This window comes from Thermodesulfatator atlanticus DSM 21156 (assembly GCF_000421585.1).
Classification (GTDB): domain Bacteria; phylum Desulfobacterota; class Thermodesulfobacteria; order Thermodesulfobacteriales; family Thermodesulfatatoraceae; genus Thermodesulfatator; species Thermodesulfatator atlanticus.
The window spans coordinates 1-20,976 of record NZ_ATXH01000035.1; the positions used below are offsets into that span (position 1 = coordinate 1).

A 20,976-nucleotide genomic window follows, 5' to 3' on the forward strand; every position below is an offset into this window, starting at 1 on the left:
TCTTCGGTTTTTTTTAAAACCTCAATCTGAATAGCCTGCTTGCCTATTATCCTTTCGAGTTTCTCGATCTCAGCCCTGAGGTGTGCTTCTTTTTGAGAAGGAGCCCCATAAGCCAAGGCATTCTTACCACCTTCCAGGAACTTGTCTCGCCAGCGGTAAAACACCGACTGGGATATTTGATGTTCCCTGCAGATATCAGCTACGGACTTTTGGCCTTTTAGGCCTTCTAGAACTATGGCTAATTTTTCTTCTGGGGAAAACTGACGCTTTTTCATAGGACACCTCCCTTGGCAAACTATTTTAACTTAACTCTCCCTTTCTGAGGTGTCCGGATTTTTAAGGTAGCAGTATACTCCTGTGGATGCTTCAGTCGCTTATGCTCCTTCAGCATGACAGAAGGAATTGTCATACAGAACCACTCTTCCCTTGTCATCCTGAGCCGAAGCCATCCCTCTGTCATACTTACTTCTCCTCTGTCATCCTGAGCCAAAGGCGAAGGATCCATTAATCGACCTGTGGATTCTTCGGGCCCAAGGCCCTCAGAATGACAAAAGAGAATCGCTCCCTCAGAAGAATGACAAAAAAAGCTCGTACCATCAAAAGGACAAAAGAAGTCTGCTCCTTCAGCATGAAAAACTCCACCTGTTCCATGAGATTGCTTCGCTTCGCTCGCATGACCTAAAAAGGGAAACGCTCGCCATGATATCCTAACCTCTACAACCTCTACCACTTCTAAAACCTCTACCACTTTCTGATCACCGATCACTGATCACCTTTCGCCCATCGCCCTTAGCCTCTCGCCCTTAGCCTTTAGCCAATCGTCTATGTCATCTACAACTTCTAGAACCTTTACAACTTCTACAACCTTCTTATCACAGCTCACTGCTCACCTATCGCCTTTCACCTATCGCCTATACTCACTTCTCACTTATTGTCCTCTGTAAAAGGATTGATTATCTTTAACTTCCCTTCAATTACCTGTCCGTGCTGCATATCTTTATCTTCTGTATATAAAATCGAACAATTATTTTCTAAAGCTGATGCTATTATAAGACTATCCCAAAACGATAATTTGTATTTAGTTCTTAATGTACTAGATTTTTTGAGACCTTTGCAAAATCAGCGTGATCAGTATTGCAAGCACAACCGCAAGGGATCCGTTCCTATTTTTCGTTCCGAAAAATGGGAACGGATCCTTGAACGGGCCTTAAGAAAAGATGTTTTGCAAAGGTCTCTTTTTATAGGTAGCAAAATCTATACCCACTATATTTGCAATTTTTGTTACATTTTTACAAATCAGTTTTGTAACTTTTTCATCTGGCAGTTCAAATTTCTTAATAAGATTCCAATGACATTCGTTTAATACTTGAATAGATATAATGATTTGGGCTTCTAACTGAAATAATTCTTCAAGCAGCTCTAAAGAAATTTCTCTTTTTCTTTGATCAGCTTTTACTCTACTTTCGGTAAGCCCATATATCCAAATATTGGTATCTACAAAAATCCTATCTTCTTTCATAAATTTCTTCTCTTAAAGCAATCTTGGAATAAGACTCTACTTTTACAGGTTGATAAAATCCCTCAGGTAAAATCCTCTTTCTTTTAATTTTATATTTTTTTAAAAGTGCCTCATAGAATTCTATCAATTCCTTCCTTGCCTCTTTGGGTAATATTTTGAGGTCTAATTGTTCTTGATTTTGTTCTTCTATTCTCATTTTTGATCACCTAAAATTGTATTTTTGAGACTTGCAAAATTATTAATGGAGCATGTTGTATCAGACAAGGTGTCACCGCGAGGCGACCGTTACGCCCACGCGATCCCTGTCCCTTCGCTTACCGAGATTGCTTCGCCTGAGATTGCTTCGGCACCTCGTGCCTCACAATGACGAGTTAAAGGGCGTTCGCTCGCAACACCCTCTGATCAAAGATCCCAACCTCTACAACCTCTAGAACCTCTACAACCTCTACCACTTCCTGTTCACCGATCACTGATCCCCTTTGCCTTTAGCCCTTTGCCTTTAGCCTAACTCAATAACTCCCCTCTCTCTTAATTACCACGCTTATGGTTTTGACAAGGAGGGTAAAATCAAGCCACAAAGACCAGTTGAGCACGTACCAGACGTCCATCTTTACCCGGTCTTCATAGGTCAGATTGCTGCGCCCACTTACTTGCCACAAACCTGTAATGCCAGGGCGGACCATAAAATAAAAGCTAGCATAATCTTGATAGTAGGTATCTATTTCAGAACAGGTAACAGGACGGGGGCCGACTAATGACATATCTCCTTTAATGACATTAAAGATCTGGGGCAATTCATCAAGAGAGGTCAAGCGTAAAAATTTCCCAACCTTAGTAATACGAGGATCATTTTTTAACTTATAATATGTGTTCCACTCTTTTAAAGCCTCGGGATTTTTTTGAAGATATTCTTCTAGTATTTTTTTTGAATTTTTATACATACTCCTGAACTTATAAACTTTGAATTTCCTACCGTTTCTACCGATTCTTTCATGAGCAAATATTGGCGAGCCCGGTGAATCAAGCACGATCAAAACAGCAATAATGCCCATAACAGGAAGCAAAACCGGTAACAAAAGAAAACTCAAAGTTAAATCAAAGCTGCGCTTGATAAACTGGTTCAGCGGCGATTTGAGATTGTTGCGCACCTTGATGAGAAAAAGCTTTTCGTGAAAAAGGGTGTGGGTTTCGGCGTTTAGCATGCCAAAGTTTTTAAACTCCGGCACAATGCAGACTTCTTTTACCATGCCCTGCACGTTGGCAAAAAGCTCGGAAAGCTGCTTACTGGTAAAAGAAGGCACCGCGATAAAGACGCTTTCTATATTCAAAAACCTGATGAATTTCCCTATCTGCTTAAGCCCGCCATAAACTTTTTTGCCCTCAACCAGGCGACCGTGTCTGGCAGGGTCATCATCTAAAAGCCCGATGACCTCATAGCCAAGATATTTTTCTCCAGAAAGGGCCCGGATGAGCTCCGCAGTCCCTTCTCCTGCGCCAAGGATCAAGGCCTTGCGCCGAAAGGCCCTCAAAGAAAAAAGAATTTTTTTGGTAAAATACCGGCAGCATGGCACTAAAAAGCAGGAAAAAATAAAAGAAAGTCCTAGCAGGAGACGAGACACTTCGTTAACGTTTTTTCTTACGGCCAAAAGGGCATAAATAATGATAAAAGAGAGGATGAGGGCCTTTATGACCTCGCGGGTTTCCTCCCAGAAAGGAAGACGCCGGTCGTAGGTGCGCAAATACCCAAGACAAAAAGGCACCACCAAAAGCAACCACCAAAATTTCTTTAAAATTAGCCAGGCTTGGGAAAGAGATAAAAAAGGTACTTGAGGAAGGGCCTTCCCAAGCTCATACCTAACCACAACAGCCAGGAAGACACTTAATAACACGGCAAAAATATCCCCGAGAAGAAGGGCCAGGTAGTATTCCGGACGTTCTTTGCCTGTTTGCCAGAGCGTTTGGGGATATACTTTAATGACTTTATTGATGGTACCGTTTAGTAGGGGTTTATTCGCCAGCTTGGCCATTCTCCACCCTCTTTTCTAAGGGCGAATACATATCATCTTTTCGGTTTTTTGCCAAGAATTGTTATGAGAGGAATCTAGATTGCTTCGCTCGCAATGACTTTTTTCAAGTGTCATCTGTTTTACGCTCCTGGTAATAGTATCGGGAGCGGGATCCTTCCCATTTTTCGGAACGAAAAAGAGAAATCTTTACAAAAACGCACAGAAGTCCTGGGCATTGAGTTGAATTTTTCTTGTTTAAGTACGAAGACTTGCTTATCTTCATTTAAGAACGTGTCTTTTTGAAACCGCCTACAAGGAGGGGCCGATGGAAATAAAATCACTTATAAAGATAAGCGACTATGAATGGGAAATACCCAAAAAGGGGGCTATGAATGTGCCTGGGCGCATATTTGCCAGCAAAAGGCTCCTTGAAGAAATGGATGAAAAAGTGCGCGAACAGGTCACCAATGTCGCCTGCCTTCCGGGAATTGTGCGAGCGTCCCTTGCCATGCCAGATGCCCACTGGGGGTATGGCTTTCCCATCGGAGGGGTGGCAGCCTTTGACCCAGATGAAGGTGGCGTTATCTCTGTTGGTGGCGTTGGGTATGACATTTCCTGCGGAGTACGTTGCCTGCGCACGGGTCTTAAACGAGAAGAAGTAGAACCATTCCTCGAAGAATTAATCGACGAGCTTTTTCATACCATCCCTGCCGGGGTGGGCTCTGAAGGAAAGCTTAAGCTTTCGGTGAATCAGCTTGACGAAGTGCTAGTTGGAGGAGCACGCTGGGCCGTGGCCAAGGGCTACGGTGAGCCCGAAGATCTTGAGTTCATCGAAGAAAAGGGTTGTCTACCTGGAGCTGACCCAAGTTGTGTTTCCGTTGAAGCTAAAAAACGCCAGCATCGCCAGGTAGGCACCCTGGGTTCAGGGAATCATTATCTTGAAGTCCAGTATGTAGCGGAGATTTATCATCGTGAGGCTGCAGAGGCCTTTGGCCTTGAACAAGGAGACGTGGTTATTTCCATTCACTGTGGTTCGCGCGCTCTGGGGCACCAGATTGCTACGGATTATCTCAAAGTGCTGGCCAAGGCCGCTAAAAAATATGGTATCCCCATACGCGAAAAAGAATTAGTGTGTGCGCCTATCCGTTCGCCAGAGGGTGAGCGTTATTATCGGGCCATGGCCTGCGGGGTTAATTGTGCCCTGGCAAACCGCCAGGTGATTACGCATCTTGTGCGCGAAGTCTGCGAAGAAGTCCTTCCCAAGGCAAAAATTAGCGTGCTTTACGACGTAAGCCACAACACCTGCAAGATTGAAGAACACCCGGTTAATGGCAAAATCAAAAAACTTTACGTGCACCGCAAAGGCGCCACCAGGGCTTGGGGGCCTGGGCGCAAGGAGCTTCCTGCGCGTTATCGCCACGTGGGGCAACCGGTGATCATCGGCGGAAGCATGGGCACAGCGTCTTACATCCTGGTGGGAACCAAAGAAGGCGAAGACAAGGCCTTTGGCTCAGCCTGCCATGGGGCTGGGCGTACTATGAGCCGCCACGCTGCCCTTAAACGCTGGCGGGCGGATCAAATCGTCGCAGAGCTTAAGAAAAAGGGCATTGTCGTAAGGGCAAAATCTAAAAAAGGACTTGTCGAAGAAGCCCCAGAGGCCTATAAAGATGTTAGCGAGGTAGTGGAAGTAGCCCATAAGGCACGGCTTGCCTTAAAAGTTGCCAAAGTGCTGCCCATGGGCTGTATCAAAGGGTAAAGATTAAAACATCTCTAGCAAAAGGAGGTAGCCATGGCAGAAGAATGCATCTTTTGCAAGATCATCAACAACGAAATCCCCGCTGATTTTGTTTACAAAGGCGATCGCATCGTTGCCTTTAAAGACATAAATCCCCAGGCCCCTATCCACATACTTATTGTTCCCAAAAAACACATTCGTAGCATTAACGACCTTACCGAAGAAGACGCCCCACTCATTGCCGAGATGATTATGGTTGCTAAACAGCTTGCCAGGGAGCTTGGCACAGCTGAAAGTGGATACAAACTCTTTTTCAACGTGGAAAAGGGCGGCGGCCAGCTTATCTTTCATATCCATTTACATTTAATTGGCGGCTGGAAATAAGGAGAGCATTATGCGTTTAGGAATTATTTTGTTTTTGCTTTTCTTTTTACCGGGGCTTGCGTGTGGTGCGGTGCTAAGCCAGGAAGAAAAAGTCCTTTATGCTGCTTACTTTTTTGCACCTAATAGGCCCCCTACAACTTTGGGTTATGTCTATACGGACTTTGGGCCGGGCAACATTAATTTTCTTGAAAGAATTGACATTGTCCTTGACCGCGACGGACGTGTGCAAGGGGTTTCCCTGATCTATACCCCAACAGATGGCTTCAGACGACACGTGTTCTTGAGGGACATAACAGGCTTCTTGCTCCAGGAAACACGCCCCAATGTGCCGGGGAAAAAAGTGCTTATACGCACCGTTACCACTGATGAAATTGCTAAGATTGAGTGATCGGTGAGAGGTGATAAGGAGGTTGTAGAGGTTGTAGAGGTTTTAGAGGTTTTAGAAGTTCTAGAGGTTGTAGAGGTTGTAAAGGTTCTAGAGGTTGGGATCCTTGATAAGAGGGTATTACGAGCGCCCGTTTTTCGGTCATTGCGAGCGCCGCAGGAGCGAAGCAATCTAGATCCCTCACTGTGTTCGGGACAGGGATCACTTCGGCGGGCGATGGCCGCCTCGTGATGACGGGTGTAGCTGAGATCGCGTGGGCGTAAAGGTCGCCTCATGATGACACCGATTAAAATACGAAGGGAACTGAATGGCTAAAAAGAAGAAAAAAACGCCCCGCAAGGGGCTTCCTACTGAAAAAGAAGTCATTGAGGCCATGAAAAAAACCGGTCGCCCCATGCTTTTGCGCGAGCTCTACCATCTGCTAAATGTCCCCACAAGCGACCGCAAAGAATTTCGCACCCTTATGAAACGGCTTACCAAAGCCGGCAAGGTGGTGCACATCAAGGGCAAGCGTTACGGGCTCCCTGAACAAATGCAGCTAGTCACCGGAAAGCTGAAGATTCACCCTGACGGCTACGGGCTACTTGAACCAGAAGAACCCAAAAAGCCCGTTATTTACGTGCCACCAAGCAGGCTAAAAGGTGCCATAAATGGCGACAAGGTCGTTGTGCGCATTGAAACTCCTCAAAAGCGCAAACGCCCAGAGGGCACGGTTATCCGTATCCTTGAGCGTGGCAAAAAATATATCGTGGGGATTTTCTTTAGAACCAAACGCGTGGCCACTGTCATCCCTGAAGACGACCGCTTGCCTTTTGAGATTCTTATTCCCCCTGATGCTACTAAAGGCGCTGAAGATGGCGACATGGTAGTGGCTGAAATTGTTGATTTTAGCCCCGGGCGCCGTATTCCTGAAGGTCGTGTTATCGAAGTGCTGGGAGATCCTGAAAGCCTTTCCACTCAGATCAAAGCCGTCATCTACAAATACGAACTTCCGCATCGCTTCAGCCGCGCGGTGAATGAAGAACTAAAAGAAATTCCAGATGAAGTGCGCGATGAAGACAAGGCCGGACGTGAAGACTTGCGCAAGCTTTTGTTTGTCACCATTGACGGTGAGACCGCTAAAGACTTTGACGATGCCATCTACGTGCGCAAGCTTCCCAAAGGCTGGCGACTTTACGTGGCCATTGCCGATGTGGCCCATTACGTAAGGCCTGGCACGGCCCTTGATAAAGAAGCCTATGAACGGGGCACAAGTGTGTATTTTCCCGGATCAGTGGTCCCCATGTTTCCTGAAAAGCTCTCGAATAATCTTTGTAGCTTGAATCCTGACGTGGACCGTCTGGCCATGGTGGCTGTGATTGATTTTGACAAAAGCGGCCGACGCCGCAAAATGAGGTTTTGCCAGGCGGTTATCAAGAGCCACCAGCGCTTCACCTACAATATCGTACGCGATATTCTTGAAGGAAAAGACCCTGCCCTTAAACGCAAATACCGGCGTTTTCTAGGCATGCTTGACAACGCCGCCACCCTTTGCCGTTTGCTAAGAGAAAGACGCCATGAACGCGGAAGTATTGATTTTGACCTTCCAGAGCCTGAGGTGATATTAGACGCCCAGGGACAGCCGGAAGACATTGTCCGGCGTGAGCGCCATTTTGCTCACTTTATCATCGAAGAATTTATGATTGCAGCCAACGAGGCCGTAGCGGACTTCCTTACAGAGAAGGGCTATCCCATTCTTTACCGGGTGCATGAACCCCCTGATATTGAAAAGCTCAAAGAATTCGTAGAGTTTGCCAAGACGCTTGGGCTTGAGCTCAAGCTTCCGCGCGAGCCTGAGCCCTCCTGGCTCCAAATGGTAGTGGAGATGGTTGAAGGAAAGCCTTACGCTTATCTCATCAATACGCTTCTTTTGCGTTCCCTAAAACAGGCTAAGTATTCCCCTGAGAACATAGGCCATTTCGGGCTGGCCTCAGAGTGTTACTGTCATTTCACCTCACCTATAAGGCGTTATCCGGACTTGGTAGTTCACCGAGCCCTTAAGGAGGCCCTTAAAAAGAAAAAGCCACCCTACAAGCTTGAAAAGCTTCACGAGATGGGAAGACACCTTTCAGAGCGTGAGCGCACCGCCATGGAAGCTGAGCGCGAAGCCCTTGACAGGGTGCGCGTCATGCTCATGAAGCATCATATCGGTGAGGTCTTTGAAGGGGTAATTTCAGGAGTTACGGCCTTTGGCTTTTTCGTAGAACTTTTTGAGATTTACGCCTCTGGCGTGGTGCGTCTGGTGGATTTAAACGATGACTATTACGTGCTTGATGAGAAAAACCACCGTCTTATTGGCCGGCACACCGGAAAAATCTTCCAGCTGGGAGACATAGTCCGTGTACGGGTTAAAGACGTAAACGTCTCACGTCGGCATATCACCTTTGAACTTATCACCAAAATAAATCCCAAAAATTAAATCCCACCAGGAAAGCTTCCGAAAAATAATAAAGAAGAACTTTATTTTAGGAGTTTTCCATGGGCCAACCATTCCAAAAAGAGAAAAAAACCGTGGTGGAATTAAACGGCCCACCTATTATGCAGGGCCAGTTAAAAACTGTCTCCCTGGCAGATGTGCTTCAACTCCTGGCCAACAGGGGCGAAAAGCTGCTGGTGCTGATTCACCTGCCAGAAGGGGTGGGGCGGGTATTTTTAGAAGGCGAGAACCTTTACCATGTGGAAACCGTTGGAAGCGAGATAAAGAAAGGCTTTGAGGCCTTTCGTTTCCTGTTGGGCCTAGAAGACGGCCGTTTTGAGGTAAGGCCCCCGGTTAGGTGGCCTGAAGAAGGAAACCTAAAAGGCCCGGTGCAGGCGCTCATTATTGAAGCCATCCGCCAGGAAGAAGACGGAGAAGCCGGTGAGACCTTTTTCAACGCAGACCTCTTTGAAAAGGCCCTTAATCTTGAGCCTCCCCTTGCGGACGAACCAGAGCCAGAACCTGAAGAATCCTTACTTGAGAAGCTCAAGAAAAAACTCCCCGAGGTTAAGAAAGCCGTACTCCTTGACCGACAGGGTGAAGTTAAAGAACAAACCGGCCTTGATGATCCTGAAGTCCTTTCTGGGGCCATCTCTTACAGCATGTTTCAACTCCAGGAAATCGGAAACCTACTAGGGCTCGGAGAAATATGTGCCTTTGCCTTCTCAAGCAAGAAAAAGCTAAGTGCTGCCATTTCCCTGGGAGACCAAATATTGGGCATGGAAAGCATTCCTCGCAAAGGACTTCTTTGGTGGAGTAAAAAACTCTACAACTTGAGAAAGGAGCTCAAATCGTGAAAAACTTGCTCACCAGTCTGGTAAAACTCGACGAAGTAGATGCTCTGTTGGTAAGCCATGAAGGGAAACCTGTTTTCGCTCATCTTCCAGAGTTTTTCTCGAAAGAGATCCAGGAAGTTCTTTATCACTCGTTTGATGAACTCTATGCCACGGTAACCGAAAAGGGCCAGGATGAACCCCAGGAACTTGTGGCCCTATTTGAAGCGGGTTCTTTGGTGGTCAAAAACTTAAAGGGCTATCAGGTGCTTTTGGTTTTAAAAACTCCCACGCCAGGGCCCCTAGTAAGCGTAGCCTTAAATGCCCTTTCCCTTAAACTTGAAAAACTTGCGGAAAAAGGCCCGGACAAAAAGCAAGATGTCTCTGAGCTTATTCCGCTGGTGCTTTTTAACGAACTCATAAAGCTTTTAGCAAAGCACTACGGCCCTGCCGCAAAATTAATAGTTAAGAAATCTCTCCTCCAGGCCGAAGCTACTGAAAAAGGCCTGCCGCTTGCAAACGTGTCGCTTTTTTTAAAGGCCTTGCAGGAACAAATAGACGAAAGACACCTGGCGCAGCAGGCCATCAACAAAGCCAAAGACATTGTGCGTGGGTGGAGGATGCGATGAAAAAAGACAAACGCTTCAGCCTGGCTGACAAAGTAGCGCTTTTCTTCATATTGGTGATGGGCTTTTTTGCTGCGGGGCTTTACTACAACCTCAAACATTTACAGCAGTCCGAACTTCTATCCAGTTCGCGGGTCATCGCGAAAATGGTAGATGCCCTTCTTACGTCCTCTGACGAAGTAAAAGGTCTCTGGGTACTTAAAACAAACGGACTCTCGGCCGTGGAAACTGTTTCTGGTTTGTCCGAAAAAACCGGCGAACAAATCGACCTTTATCGCATCCATGATCCGGAATTTGCCAAATTTGTAGCGGGGATGGTAAAGGACACCGGTGCCGAAATAAACTTCGACTTAAAAAGTGTCCCTCCCGGTTCAGAAAGATGGCAGCTTGACAAGGGAATCTTTAGTTACGAAAAGCCTCTCCTTGTTAAGCGGGCCTGTGTTACCTGCCATGAGGCAAGTAAAGGCAAAGCCCCTGCCCTGCGTTTGGGAGAAGCTGCAGGAACTATCAAAATCAAGTTTTACAACCAAAATCTCTGGAGCATTTTGGGAAATTCCATGTCTTTAGCAGCTCCACTCGCATTCCTGGTGATAACAGTTATCCTTTACGCTCTCGTAAGATTTGAGCTTTTGAAACCCCTTTCTGACCTTACGAAAAAAGTCCATGAAATGAGCCTGGGAAATCTCGACGTTGATTTAGGGGTGAAAGGCCTAAGTGAAGACCGTACACGCGATGAAATTATAAAACTTGCGATCTCCATTGAGCGTCTGCGCAGAAGCCAGAAAACCATGGAAAAGATGCTAGATGACGATTCGCTGATTTTATAGTTTCAGAAGCGGAAAAAAGATAATGGCAAATGAAAGAGCCATTTAACTCCCGCGATTTATACTGAAGCAGTCACCGCAAGGGTTCTGGATCGCTTAGTGGGCCCTTACGGGCCTCCTCGCTATGACCAGTATGGGAAGTTATTGCGATGGGTCGTCAGGGCCGGAAGTAATCTCACGAAACCTCCTCCACCTCAAAAGAAACGATGTTCCGCTCACGCTTGCTGAACTCAACCCCGATAAGCCAAATCTTTTTGCATTTGCCCTGATACTTTTCCCAGTAACGCTTCTCTTTTAACTGCTTAAGGGAGTCTCCGGTGGCTTCATCCTCCACCACCTTAAACTCAAAAAGATAGCACCGGCCGTCAAAGGTTACCGCCATATCCAGGCGGCCCTGGTTCGTGGCCTCTTCCACCCGCACATCTAAACCAAGCGCCGCAAAATAACAGTAAAAGATGCTCGCGTAAAAGCCCTCATAGCCCGCAAGCTCCGTCTTCCGATACCAATCGTGCGGAATCCCTGCAAAAAAACCGTAAAATATGTCTCTCAGAGCCTCAAAATCTTCCGCTTCAAGGGCATCGTAAAGCCTATCTATCAAACGCTCTTTGGCTGACAATCTTTCTGAGAGAAAATTAAGCACGGCATCGGTAAAACTCATCTTTACTTCAAGATTGGGATACCCCAGGAGATATCTCCTCCGAGGGCCTCGTTTTCGAAGCTCTTTGATGGTGAGATAACCCGTCTGGAAAAGCACCGTCTCAAGCTCTATCGTTTCTATGTCAAAGCTTTCAAGGAGAGCCTCTCCAACTTCTACTGCTTCAAGTTCAGGAACAAAAAATCTTCTTTCCAAAAGAAGCTTTATCAGGAAAGTAGGCGTGCCTGTTTCAAACCAGTACGGCCTGAACTCTTTAGCATCCAGAAAGAGCAGAATATCGAAGGGATTGTAAACAGGCTCCCCAAGCCAGGAGTAACCGTTATACCAGCGACGTACTTCGGAAAGGTCAATGCCTTCCAAGCGGTCGGCAAAGGTGTTTTCAAACTCTTCCTGGGTGTAACCACAAATGGTGGCATAGCCGGGATGGATGGTAATGTCCTTGAGGTTATTTAGGCCTGAAAAAATCGAAACCTTGGAAAACTTGGTAACGCCGGTCAGAAAGCAAAAGTTGAGATAAGGGTCTGCGTCTTTAAGTACGGAATAGAAGTCTTTTAATTTTTCGCGAATACGCGCTGCGGTTTCAATATTATCTATCCTATCCAAGATGGGTTTATCGTATTCGTCAACCAACACCACGGTTTTGGTACCATATTTTTCCGCAGCTTTTTTGATGAGTTCATAAAAACAGGCCCGGTAATCTTCGGCGTGTTTACAGGTAATTTCTAGGCTTTCCTGGTTTTCTTCAAGAATCAGAAGGATACGTTTTATAAGGTCGTTTTCGTCTTCGATCACCCCTGCACCAAAAGAAATATAGATTACGGGATATTTCTTAGACCAATCCCAATTCTCTTCAAGGAAAAGCCCCTTAAAAAGCTCGCGTTTGCCAAGGAATGCCTGGCGCAGGGTATCGAGAAAAAGACTTTTCCCAAATCTCCTTGGACGAGAAAGAAAAAAGTAGCCCCCTCCCTCGTCAACGAGTTTCTTTACAAAAGGAGTCTTGTCTACATAATAGAAATTATCCGTACGAATCTTTTCAAAACTCTGTATCCCTACGGGAAGTTTTTTCTTGGTCATAGATGCATTATACCAAAAGACACCTTTGCATAAATTTATTTATTGAGACCTTTGCAAAATTGTTGGGATCAGTGTTGTCAGTACAAGCAAAGGGATCCGTTCCCATTTTTCGAACGAAAAATGGGAACGGATCCTAAATGGCCTTGAGAAAAGATGTTTTGCAAAGGTCTCTCATTGTCTTAGCTGAGGATCCTTTCCCCATTTCGTTTCAAAAAATAGGAAAAGATCCCTTGCTGGTTTATTTTAGATGCGGAAGCATGGCTTTAAATTCAGGGGTGCCGGCTTTTTCTAAAAATTCATAGATGATCATCTCCGTTGAAACTACTTGAACTCCGAGCTGACGCAGGTATGCAAGGCCATATTGCATATTTTGAGGGGTTCTTGAAGAGGTAGCATCAGCAGCAACCACGACTCTTAAGTCTTCAAGTAACGAAGAAAGTGCAGTCTGGTAAACGCAAATGTGTGTTTCTACTCCACAAAGGATAATGGTGTCTCTAGCAGGCCTCAACGAATCTACTGCTTCCATAATTTCTTTGTTTTTAAGGGCAGAAAATTCTACTTTGTCGTAAAAAGTCAGCCCTTCAAAAAGAGGGGCAAGTTCAGGCACGTAGGGGCCAAGGCCTTTAGCATATTGGGTGGTTGGGATTATCGGAAGATTAAAGGTCCTGGCCAAATGAGTTAACAAAGAAATATTTTTGATGACTCGTTGCGCTTCGTTAATAACCGCCATGAGTTTTTCCTGTGGGTCAATAACCATCAAAAAGGAGCGGCTGGCTTCTAAGAATGTCTTTTCCATCACACCCTCCAGTTAATGAGTTAACATGTCATGTTAAGTTACCAAAATAAATTTCTGTCTCAAGCCTTTTCTTTAGCTCTGCTAACGCTTCCCCTTCACCTGCGGCTCAGGGCTACGGCGCAGGTTGACGACTTCCCACCGTCATGCTGAGGGAGCGAAGCGACCGAAGTATCCAGAGATCGATTAGTGGATCCTTCGCCTAAGGCTCAGGTGACAAAGAAAACTGTTCAAAATTGTAAAGTACAATAAAAGAGAGGCTTCTGGATGACGGTCGCAAGGAAATAGTTTAGGATGACAAGGAAAAAATGGGGGGCAATATACAGGAATATACAGGATCCGTTCCTATTTTTCGTTCCGAAAAAGGGACGTATCCCCGAAAAGAAGTGTAAAACAGGGATCCGGACATGCTTGATACTCTAGATAAAAAAATCATAGCGGCTTTAAGCGAGGGGCTACCCCTTGAGCCCAAACCCTACGCCCTTTTGGCTCAAAAGCTTGGCACTACCGAAGAAGAAGTAATAGCCCGCATCAAGAAGCTCAAAGAAAAAAAGATAATCCGACGCCTTGGGGGCACCCTTCGTCATGACCAGGCAGGTGTTCGTGGAAACGTCATGGTGGCCTGGGTGGTGCCCGAAGAGCGTCTTGACGCCATCGGAAAGACCTTTTCGCGCTATCCCTTTGTGACCCATTGTTATGTGCGTAAGACCTCAGTAGACTGGCCTTTCAACTTCTACACCATGATTCATGCTTCAAATGAAGAAGAGTGCCGCAATTTGGTCAAAAGCCTTGCGGAAGAACATAGTCTTAGCCAATATGAGCTTCTTTTCACAGAAAAAGAAATCGTCAGGCGTATGCGCAAATATTTTAGCGAAGAAATTTAAGGGGGTAAAAAAATGGCAGGAATCCTCTCAAAAAGATTTTTTGAACAGGCGCAAAAGGTAATACCTGGTGGGGTCAATAGTCCGGTGCGAGCCTGCAAGTCTGTGGGAGCAGACCCGGTGTTTTTTGCAGGCGGGGCTGGGCCTTTTATCATAGACGTAGATGGCAAAGAATACATCGACTATGTGGCTTCCTGGGGGCCTCTTATCCTGGGGCATGCACACCCTGAAGTGATTGCCGCTGTTCAGGCTGCCGCAGAAAACGGCACCAGTTTTGGTGCTCCCACCTGGGCTGAAGTGGAACTTGCCGAGCTGATTTGTGAGATATTCCCCTCCATTGAAAAAGTGCGCCTGGTGAACTCTGGCACCGAGGCCACCATGAGCGCCGTACGCCTTGCCCGGGGATACACGGGCAAGCGCAAAATCATCAAGTTTGACGGCTGCTACCACGGCCATGCGGATTCTTTTCTGGTAAAAGCTGGCTCAGGGGTGGCTACCCTTGGCATTCCAGGTAGTCCGGGAGTCCCTGAGGAGATCGTCGCAAACACCATCTCACTTCCTTATAACGACCTTGCGGCGGTGGAAGAGGCCTTTGCCAAAATGGGAGACGACATTGCCTGCGTGATCGTGGAACCCATCGCAGGTAACATGGGCGTTGTGCCGCCAAAGCCCGGTTTTCTTGAAGGCTTAAGGGAGATCACCAAAAAACACGGTGCCCTTTTGATTTTTGATGAAGTGATTACCGGTTTCAGGGTGAGCCTTTCTGGAGCCCAGGGGCTTTACGGTGTTTATCCTGATCTCACGTGCCTTGGAAAGATTATCGGCGGCGGGCTCCCGGTGGGGGCTTATGGAGGACGAGCCGAAATAATGGAACACATTGCCCCAGAAGGGCCTGTTTACCAGGCAGGCACCCTTTCAGGTAACCCCATAGCCGTGGCCGCAGGGATTGCCACCCTGCGGGTGCTCATGCGCCCAGGTACTTACGAACGCCTTGAGGCGCTTTCTCAAAGGCTTGCTAAAGGGCTTGCTGAAGCAGCCAGTGCTGCTCAGGCCAAGGTGACTTTTAACCGCGTGGGTTCCATGATGACGTGCTTTTTCCGCGAAGGAGAAGTGACCAATTTTTCCGAAGCCGCAGCCTCTGATACGGAAAAATACGGCAAATTCTGGCGGGCAATGCTTGCAAGAGGGGTTTACCTTGCTCCTTCTCAATTTGAAGCGGCCTTTGTATCTTTAGCCCACACCGAAGAAGAAATCGACCATACTATCGAAGCGGCCAAAGAGGCCTTTGCCGAGGTAGCATAGCAAAGCGGGGCCAGCGCGGCCCCGCAATTTTTATTTCTTTTTGAGCCAGGGCATCATAGCCCGTAGCTTGGCTCCCACTTCTTCGATTTTGTGTTCGGCTTCCCTGCGCCTTAAGGCATTCATAACCGGACGATTAGCCTGATTCTCAAGGATCCACTCTCTGGCAAATTTTCCGGTCTGAATTTCTTCAAGCACGCGTTTCATTTCTTTTTTTACGTCTTCGGTGATAATGCGTGGGCCGCGGGTAAGATCGCCGTATTCCGCGGTATCGCTAATGGAATAACGCATATAGGAAAGGCCGCCTTCGTAAATCAAGTCCACGATGAGCTTTAACTCGTGACAGCATTCAAAGTAGGCGATTTCTGGCTGATAGCCAGCTTCAACAAGAGTTTCAAAACCAGCCTTGATAAGGGCGGAAACTCCACCACAAAGCACACATTGTTCACCAAAAAGATCTGTTTCGGTTTCTTCCTTGAAGGTGGTTTCAAGGACTCCCGCCCTTGCACCGCCTATCCCTTTGGCATAGGCCAGGGCACGTTTTAGGGCGTTTCCCGTGGCGTCCTGCGCTACCGCCACCAGACACGGGACTCCTGCCCCGCGTTCATATTCTCGCCGCACTAAGTGCCCGGGGCCTTTGGGGGCCACCATGGTTACGTCCACATCAGGGGGCGGGACGATCTGGCCGAAATGGATGTTAAAACCATGGGCAAACATGAGCATTTTGCCTGAAGAAAGGTTGGGCTTAACGGCTTCTTCATAAACTTGAGGCTGAACCTGATCCGGGACCAGCATCATGATGACGTCAGCCTTGGCACAGGCCGAAGCCGGATCAAGGGGCTCAAAGCCATCGGCTTTGGCCTTTTCGTAACTAGCCCCACCTTTACGAAGCCCAACGATGACGTTTAACCCACTATCTCTGAGATTAAGGGCGTGGGCATGCCCCTGGCTACCATAACCCAGGATACAGATTGTCTGGTTTTCGAGATACGAAAGATCAGCGTCTTGCTCGTAGTAAATCTTCATCTTTCCCTCCTTCGTTCGAATTTTACGCCTGTTTAATTAGCACAGAAGAAGGCCCCTGTCTCTAGGAAGCTTAAGGATTTTCAAGACATTTCGCAATTTCTTCTAAAGTGGGGACAGAAGCAAGGCCCCTTCTTCCAACCGAATAAGAAGCAAGGCACTGGGCAAACTTAAGGGCGATAAGGGGCTTTCCGGTGGCGTAAAGCATGGCAAAGAAGGCTGCCGCAAAGATGTCGCCTGCCCCGGTGGTGTCAATAACCCTGGGTGCAGGGACTGCTTGGCAAAAAATTTCTTCGTCCGGGGCAAAAAGTGTTGCGCCGCGTTTGCCTTTGGTGACCACTAAAAACTCTGCCTTGGCACGCAGGGTGCTGAGCACATGTGGATCAGCCTGGACATCTTCTTCACTTACTACAAGGGCTTTAAACTGTGGCCAGACATCTATATCAGGCCTTATGGGGATGACGTTACCCTGTGCATCTAACCTGCGAAACCAGCCCTGGGGATTGGCTACCAAAAAGTTCGTGTCAAAAAGGGAAAGTTCTTCAGGCTTTACCTCGTCAAGCACCGGGGCCACGTGGATTATTTCAGCTTTGCGCAACTTTTCAGGCACTTTTCCCAGGGGAATCACCGGGGACCTGGCATAGACCTTTTGCCTGCGCCCCAAAGGGGTTTCGATGTTTTCAAAGGTGGTGGTTTCCTTGGCGTTGAAATGATAAAAGCGAAGTTCAGGGAAAACTTCTTCTATCTCTTTTTCCGCAGAGGCAGTAATAACCCGGGTTTCAAAGCCAAGCCTTCTTGCAAGAAGCCCGGCATAAAGAACCGCACCACCGTAAAGAAAATATCCCGGATATAAATCCCGGGTAAGATGCCCTAACAGGAGATATCTGGCCATGTCTTTAATCAAACGGTGCCAGGCAAAATATGCAAGTTCATTTTTTGCCGGAGCCCTTGGCTACTTGTCTTTTGCTTGAAGTCTTTTGATTCACCAGTGATTCAATCATCATGTTGGCAGCAGAAAAACAGCAACAGCTCTTTAACAAGGCAGTCGCCGAGGCGAGCTGTCCCAGCTACAACCTCTAGAACTTCTACAACCTCTACAACCTCTAGAACCTCTAGAACCCACCAGCTCCCCTTTCGCCCTTCGCCCTTTGCCTTTAGCCCTTTGCCTCCCAAATTTTTTTAAAGTTTCCCGTACGTTGCTCGATAAGAAAATTAGACAAGGCAGGGACGCCTGGAAAAAACACTACAAGGAGGTAGAGCTATGGCTCTAAACATCAACACCAACATCGCGGCCTTAAGGGCCCAAAACAAACTCAACAAAACTTCTCAAAGCCTTCAGAAGTCGCTTGAGCGTTTGTCTTCGGGGCTCCGCATCAACTGGGCGGCAGACGACGCCGCAGGTCTTGCCATTGCCGACGGCCTCAAGATGACGGCCACAGGTCTTGGCCAGGCCATCCGCAACGCCAACGAAGGCATCTCACTCATCAAAGTCGCTGACGGTGCGCTCATTGAGTACGGAAACATCCTGAACACTTTGAAGGAAAAAGTAACTCAGGCCGCCAACGCCACCCAGAACGCCGAGACCCGCAAGTCCATCCAGCGCGACATCAACAAGCTCCTTGCCGAGCTCAACAACATCGCCCGCACCACGGAGTTCAACGGCCAGAAGCTCCTTTCGGGTTCCTTTGTGAACAAGAAGTTCCAGATCGGTTCGGCAAGCTACGTTACCGCCTCGCTTTCTATCCGTTCGGCGGAGACTAGTGCCGTTGGTGCCACCAAAACTGCGGTTATGGACTTAAACACCATTGGTGAAGTGCAATTAACCCTCAAGAACGCCTCTACAGGTCAAGAAATCACCATCGATCCGGTAAACCTTCAGTTCAACAACAATCCAGATAACGGCGCAGGGGCTTTGGCTAACGAGATTAACCGCTTTTCTGGAGTTACCGGTATTTCCGCCGTGGCCGTGGTAGAAAGCACTTCGGATCAAATTCAGGCAGGTACTATCAAGGGACTCAAGATTAACGGCGTATTAATCGGAGACGTAACAGTTTCCAGTGCCGATGCCGATGGTGCCCTTCAGGCTGCTATCAACGCCAAAAACCTGGAAACCGGTGTTACCGCAACGGTTACCGAAGACGGAAAACTCGTCCTTACTTCTACTGATGGCCGGGCCATCAAAGTAGAAGCTGATAGCGGCCTTACCGAAGTACTTGGCAAGCCCGCTCAGCAACTCTCCACCCTTGGGCATATCCGTGTTATCCAAAAAGGTGTAACTGATTTTGAAATAAGTGGCCTTGGGGGCAAAGGTGTAGGAGCGAGCATGACCGCCAACGCCGAGGTGACCATTGCCGGCACATCCACCCTGGCTGCCGGTTCCACTATTGCCACGGGGTCGGTTCTCACCCAAGGGACTGTTTTGGGCGGTGATGCCACCCTACGCACCACCATGAATGACACTTCTGACATCACCAGGGCCGAAGCTGGTAGCGTAATCCAATGGGGAAGCACCCTGGCCAAGGGCACTGTTTTAGGCGGAGACATAACCGTAGCCGGTAATTACCAAGATGTTAATACCCACGACTCTGTAGACTTAGAACAAGATATGCTCATTAAGGCCGGCTCCGTACTTAAAGCAGGCACCAAAATAGGTGAAGGGACGGTGGCTTATGGTTCCTTGGCCAAGGCCTTGGGTGTGGCAGATGGCACCGTTGTCGGGGCCGCTACTCTTAGCGATGACGTAACGCTCGATACAGACATCGTTTTGAAATACAACAATTCCGACTCCGCCAACACCAAGATCGCCGCAGGCTCTACCATCTCTGCCGGCTCTATTTTAGGGGCAGACTTTACTATCGGCTACACCTGGGACGCTGGGAATACTACTACTTATACTGCTGCCGCTACAGGAGTATCCACCACAGCCGACGGAGTGCTTACTAGCGATACAAGTCTCACGTTAACTGATGCCACAACTACAGGGGATTCTGGTACGATAACCCTTAAAAGTGGTTCTTTGTTACAAGATGGTGCAACCATCACCTTTTCTCCCAATGGAACTGATTCTTTCACGATTTCAGTTGCTAATAGTTCAGATGCCATGTTGGTGTTTAAAGACTCCAATGGCACCAGTTATACCGCCTATGACGGCCACAGCCTCACCTTTGATAGCTCTGTAACTCTAACTCTTCAGACAGACACCTACCTTGACGGTGATGTAAACATTACCTTTAACTCTGATGCTACAAGTGGGGGCTCACTAACAGTAGGTCTAAAGTCTGATAGCTATCTCGCTAATGGTACCGGTGCTACTGCTGATGGCACTAACGTAACTTATGCAGGAGGCATTACACTTGCGGCAGCAGGTACTACCTCAAGTCTTACCAGTACGGATTCTATGGAGATACAAAATGGTTCTATCTTGGTTAATGATACCCAGCTAAAGAGTGGTTCTATTTTGGGAGAAGATGTAACTGTAGCGGCTGTAACGGTTAATCAAGATATGACTTTGGCCAACCAGTCAAAATTGGCAAGTGGAAGCGTAATAGCGCGTGGTTCTGTAGTAGATACCGATAGTCTCCAAATAAATGGGGATACCACCCTACAACAGGATACTGTAGTGGGAGCTGGCTCGGTGCTCAAGGCGGGTACCATGCTGGCTAAGGGAACCATCGTGCAGCAAGACCTAACTCTCTATACCGCTGCTTCTGGTGGTACCCCTATCACGGTATATGCGGGCACCACTCTAGACCAAGATTATTATATCCAGAGTGACACAGCTCTTACGGCGGACATGCTCTTGGCCAAAGGCAGCGTACTTAAAACCCAATCTGACTTAGTGCTAAACCCCACCGGTAGCATGGGCCAGGTGGAGACCAAAAAGCTTTCCGACTTAAACGTGCTTGACTACGAGAGCGCCCAGATAGCGCTCACCATTGTGGAGGCCGCTATCAGCGACATCGACGGCATCCGGGCGGAGCTTGGTTCCGTGCAGAACCAGCTTCAGAGCACCGTGGCCAATATCTCAGTTACCAAGGTAAACGTGCAGGCCGCTGAGTCTGCTATCCGCGAGGTGGACTTTGCTGAAGAAAGCGCAAACTTCACCAAGATGCAGGTGCTCATGCAGGCCGGTATGTTTGCGCTTGCCCAGTCCAACACCATCCCGCAGATGGCTGTCCAGCTCCTCAAAGGCTAGTAAACAAGGCGGGGCCTGGCCCCGCCTTTCTTTTTCCTCAGAGTTGCCAGATGCTTAGGTCTTCCAAAAAACCTGGGGTGCTTCGAGGGAACCGCTCTTCCGTCATGACATAAGGGATCGTCGTCCTCGCCGCTCCTTTTTGCGTCATCCTGAGCCTACTTTTTTTGTCATCCTGAGCGTTGCGAAGAGCCTGCCCTGAGCCTACTTTTTTTGTCATCCTGAGCCGAAGGCGAAGGATCCATTAATAGATGCTTCGGTCGCTTCGCTCCCTCAGCATGACGTGGTGGGG

The 20,976-nt window shown here is 47.7% G+C and carries 19 protein-coding genes and 1 pseudogene; 10 read left to right on the top strand and 10 right to left on the bottom strand.

Features of this window, described 5'->3' with window-relative positions; genetic code table 11:
- The 6 genes and pseudogenes from H528_RS0111115 to wbaP form a co-directional block, all read right to left on the bottom strand.
- Positions 1–275: IS3 family transposase (locus H528_RS0111115; RefSeq protein WP_022854381.1), on the bottom strand; the 275-nt coding region annotated here is incomplete at its 3' end.
- Positions 276–295: 20 nt separating this feature from the next.
- Entirely contained in the window at positions 296–766 is a 471-nt protein-coding gene (locus H528_RS0111120) for a hypothetical protein (protein WP_022854382.1), read from the bottom strand.
- Between the two features lie 158 nt (positions 767–924).
- Positions 925–1,089 (bottom strand): annotated as a pseudogene (locus H528_RS14860) (PIN domain-containing protein); the annotation flags it as partial.
- Between the two features lie 118 nt (positions 1,090–1,207).
- Positions 1,208–1,519 (bottom strand): PIN domain-containing protein, encoded by a 312-nt coding sequence (locus H528_RS13615; protein ID WP_022854384.1) that lies wholly within the window; start codon positions 1,517–1,519, stop codon positions 1,208–1,210.
- Complete coding sequence (locus tag H528_RS0111130) at positions 1,506–1,715, bottom strand: hypothetical protein (RefSeq protein WP_022854385.1); 210 nt, start codon at positions 1,713–1,715, stop codon at positions 1,506–1,508. The genes H528_RS13615 and H528_RS0111130 overlap by 14 nt, the downstream gene beginning before the upstream one ends.
- A 313-nt stretch (positions 1,716–2,028) precedes the next feature.
- Positions 2,029–3,546, bottom strand: a complete 1,518-nt coding sequence (gene wbaP / locus H528_RS0111140; RefSeq protein WP_022854387.1) for an undecaprenyl-phosphate galactose phosphotransferase WbaP — start codon at positions 3,544–3,546, stop codon at positions 2,029–2,031.
- Positions 3,547–3,850: 304 nt separating this feature from the next.
- On the opposite strand from wbaP, the gene H528_RS0111145 reads away from it, so the two are divergent.
- From H528_RS0111145 to H528_RS0111180, 7 genes are all read left to right on the top strand, one after another.
- The gene (locus H528_RS0111145) at positions 3,851–5,281 is read left to right on the top strand and encodes an RtcB family protein (protein ID WP_022854388.1); all 1,431 of its coding nucleotides are present in this window, start codon (positions 3,851–3,853) and stop codon (positions 5,279–5,281) included.
- A gap of 33 nt (positions 5,282–5,314) precedes the next feature.
- Positions 5,315–5,644, top strand: a complete 330-nt coding sequence (locus H528_RS0111150) for a histidine triad nucleotide-binding protein (RefSeq protein ID WP_022854389.1) — start codon at positions 5,315–5,317, stop codon at positions 5,642–5,644.
- A 10-nt stretch (positions 5,645–5,654) separates the two neighbouring features.
- Complete coding sequence (locus H528_RS0111155; RefSeq protein WP_022854390.1) at positions 5,655–6,032, top strand: hypothetical protein; 378 nt, start codon at positions 5,655–5,657, stop codon at positions 6,030–6,032.
- Positions 6,033–6,336: 304 nt separating this feature from the next.
- Complete coding sequence (rnr, locus tag H528_RS0111165) at positions 6,337–8,487, top strand: ribonuclease R (protein ID WP_022854392.1); 2,151 nt, start codon at positions 6,337–6,339, stop codon at positions 8,485–8,487.
- A gap of 59 nt (positions 8,488–8,546) precedes the next feature.
- The gene (locus H528_RS0111170) at positions 8,547–9,341 is read left to right on the top strand and encodes a DUF4388 domain-containing protein (RefSeq protein ID WP_022854393.1); all 795 of its coding nucleotides are present in this window, start codon (positions 8,547–8,549) and stop codon (positions 9,339–9,341) included.
- Positions 9,338–9,946 (top strand): DUF8082 domain-containing protein, encoded by a 609-nt coding sequence (locus H528_RS0111175; protein ID WP_022854394.1) that lies wholly within the window; start codon positions 9,338–9,340, stop codon positions 9,944–9,946. The genes H528_RS0111170 and H528_RS0111175 overlap by 4 nt, the downstream gene beginning before the upstream one ends.
- Positions 9,943–10,770: a HAMP domain-containing protein gene (locus H528_RS0111180; RefSeq protein WP_022854395.1), complete on the top strand. Its 828-nt coding sequence runs from the start codon at positions 9,943–9,945 to the stop codon at positions 10,768–10,770. Before H528_RS0111175 ends, H528_RS0111180 begins: the two co-directional genes overlap by 4 nt.
- 172 nt (positions 10,771–10,942) lie before the next feature.
- Here H528_RS0111180 and H528_RS0111185 read toward each other — a convergent pair whose 3' ends face one another.
- Together H528_RS0111185 and H528_RS0111190 are read right to left on the bottom strand one after the other, a co-directional pair.
- Entirely contained in the window at positions 10,943–12,496 is a 1,554-nt protein-coding gene (locus H528_RS0111185) for an ATP-binding protein (protein WP_022854396.1), read from the bottom strand.
- 238 nt (positions 12,497–12,734) lie between these two features.
- Positions 12,735–13,292, bottom strand: a complete 558-nt coding sequence (locus H528_RS0111190; RefSeq protein ID WP_022854397.1) for an isochorismatase family protein — start codon at positions 13,290–13,292, stop codon at positions 12,735–12,737.
- Positions 13,293–13,696: 404 nt separating this feature from the next.
- On the opposite strand from H528_RS0111190, the gene ahbB reads away from it, so the two are divergent.
- Together ahbB and hemL are read left to right on the top strand one after the other, a co-directional pair.
- On the top strand, positions 13,697–14,173 hold the full coding sequence (ahbB, locus tag H528_RS0111195; protein WP_022854398.1) for a siroheme decarboxylase subunit beta: 477 nt from the start codon (positions 13,697–13,699) through the stop codon (positions 14,171–14,173).
- Between the two features lie 12 nt (positions 14,174–14,185).
- Entirely contained in the window at positions 14,186–15,472 is a 1,287-nt protein-coding gene (gene hemL, locus H528_RS0111200; RefSeq protein ID WP_022854399.1) for a glutamate-1-semialdehyde 2,1-aminomutase, read from the top strand.
- A 30-nt stretch (positions 15,473–15,502) separates the two neighbouring features.
- Here the strand turns inward: hemL and ilvC are convergent, their stop codons facing one another.
- Positions 15,503–16,516 (bottom strand): ketol-acid reductoisomerase, encoded by a 1,014-nt coding sequence (gene ilvC, locus H528_RS0111205; RefSeq protein ID WP_281167643.1) that lies wholly within the window; start codon positions 16,514–16,516, stop codon positions 15,503–15,505.
- Between the two features lie 49 nt (positions 16,517–16,565).
- Positions 16,566–17,384: a PfkB family carbohydrate kinase gene (locus tag H528_RS0111210; protein WP_022854401.1), complete on the bottom strand. Its 819-nt coding sequence runs from the start codon at positions 17,382–17,384 to the stop codon at positions 16,566–16,568.
- 369 nt (positions 17,385–17,753) lie between these two features.
- Between H528_RS0111210 and H528_RS14210 the strand changes: the two genes are divergently transcribed.
- The gene (locus H528_RS14210) at positions 17,754–20,687 is read left to right on the top strand and encodes a flagellin N-terminal helical domain-containing protein (protein ID WP_022854403.1); all 2,934 of its coding nucleotides are present in this window, start codon (positions 17,754–17,756) and stop codon (positions 20,685–20,687) included.
- The last annotated feature ends 289 nt before the right edge of the window (positions 20,688–20,976 follow it).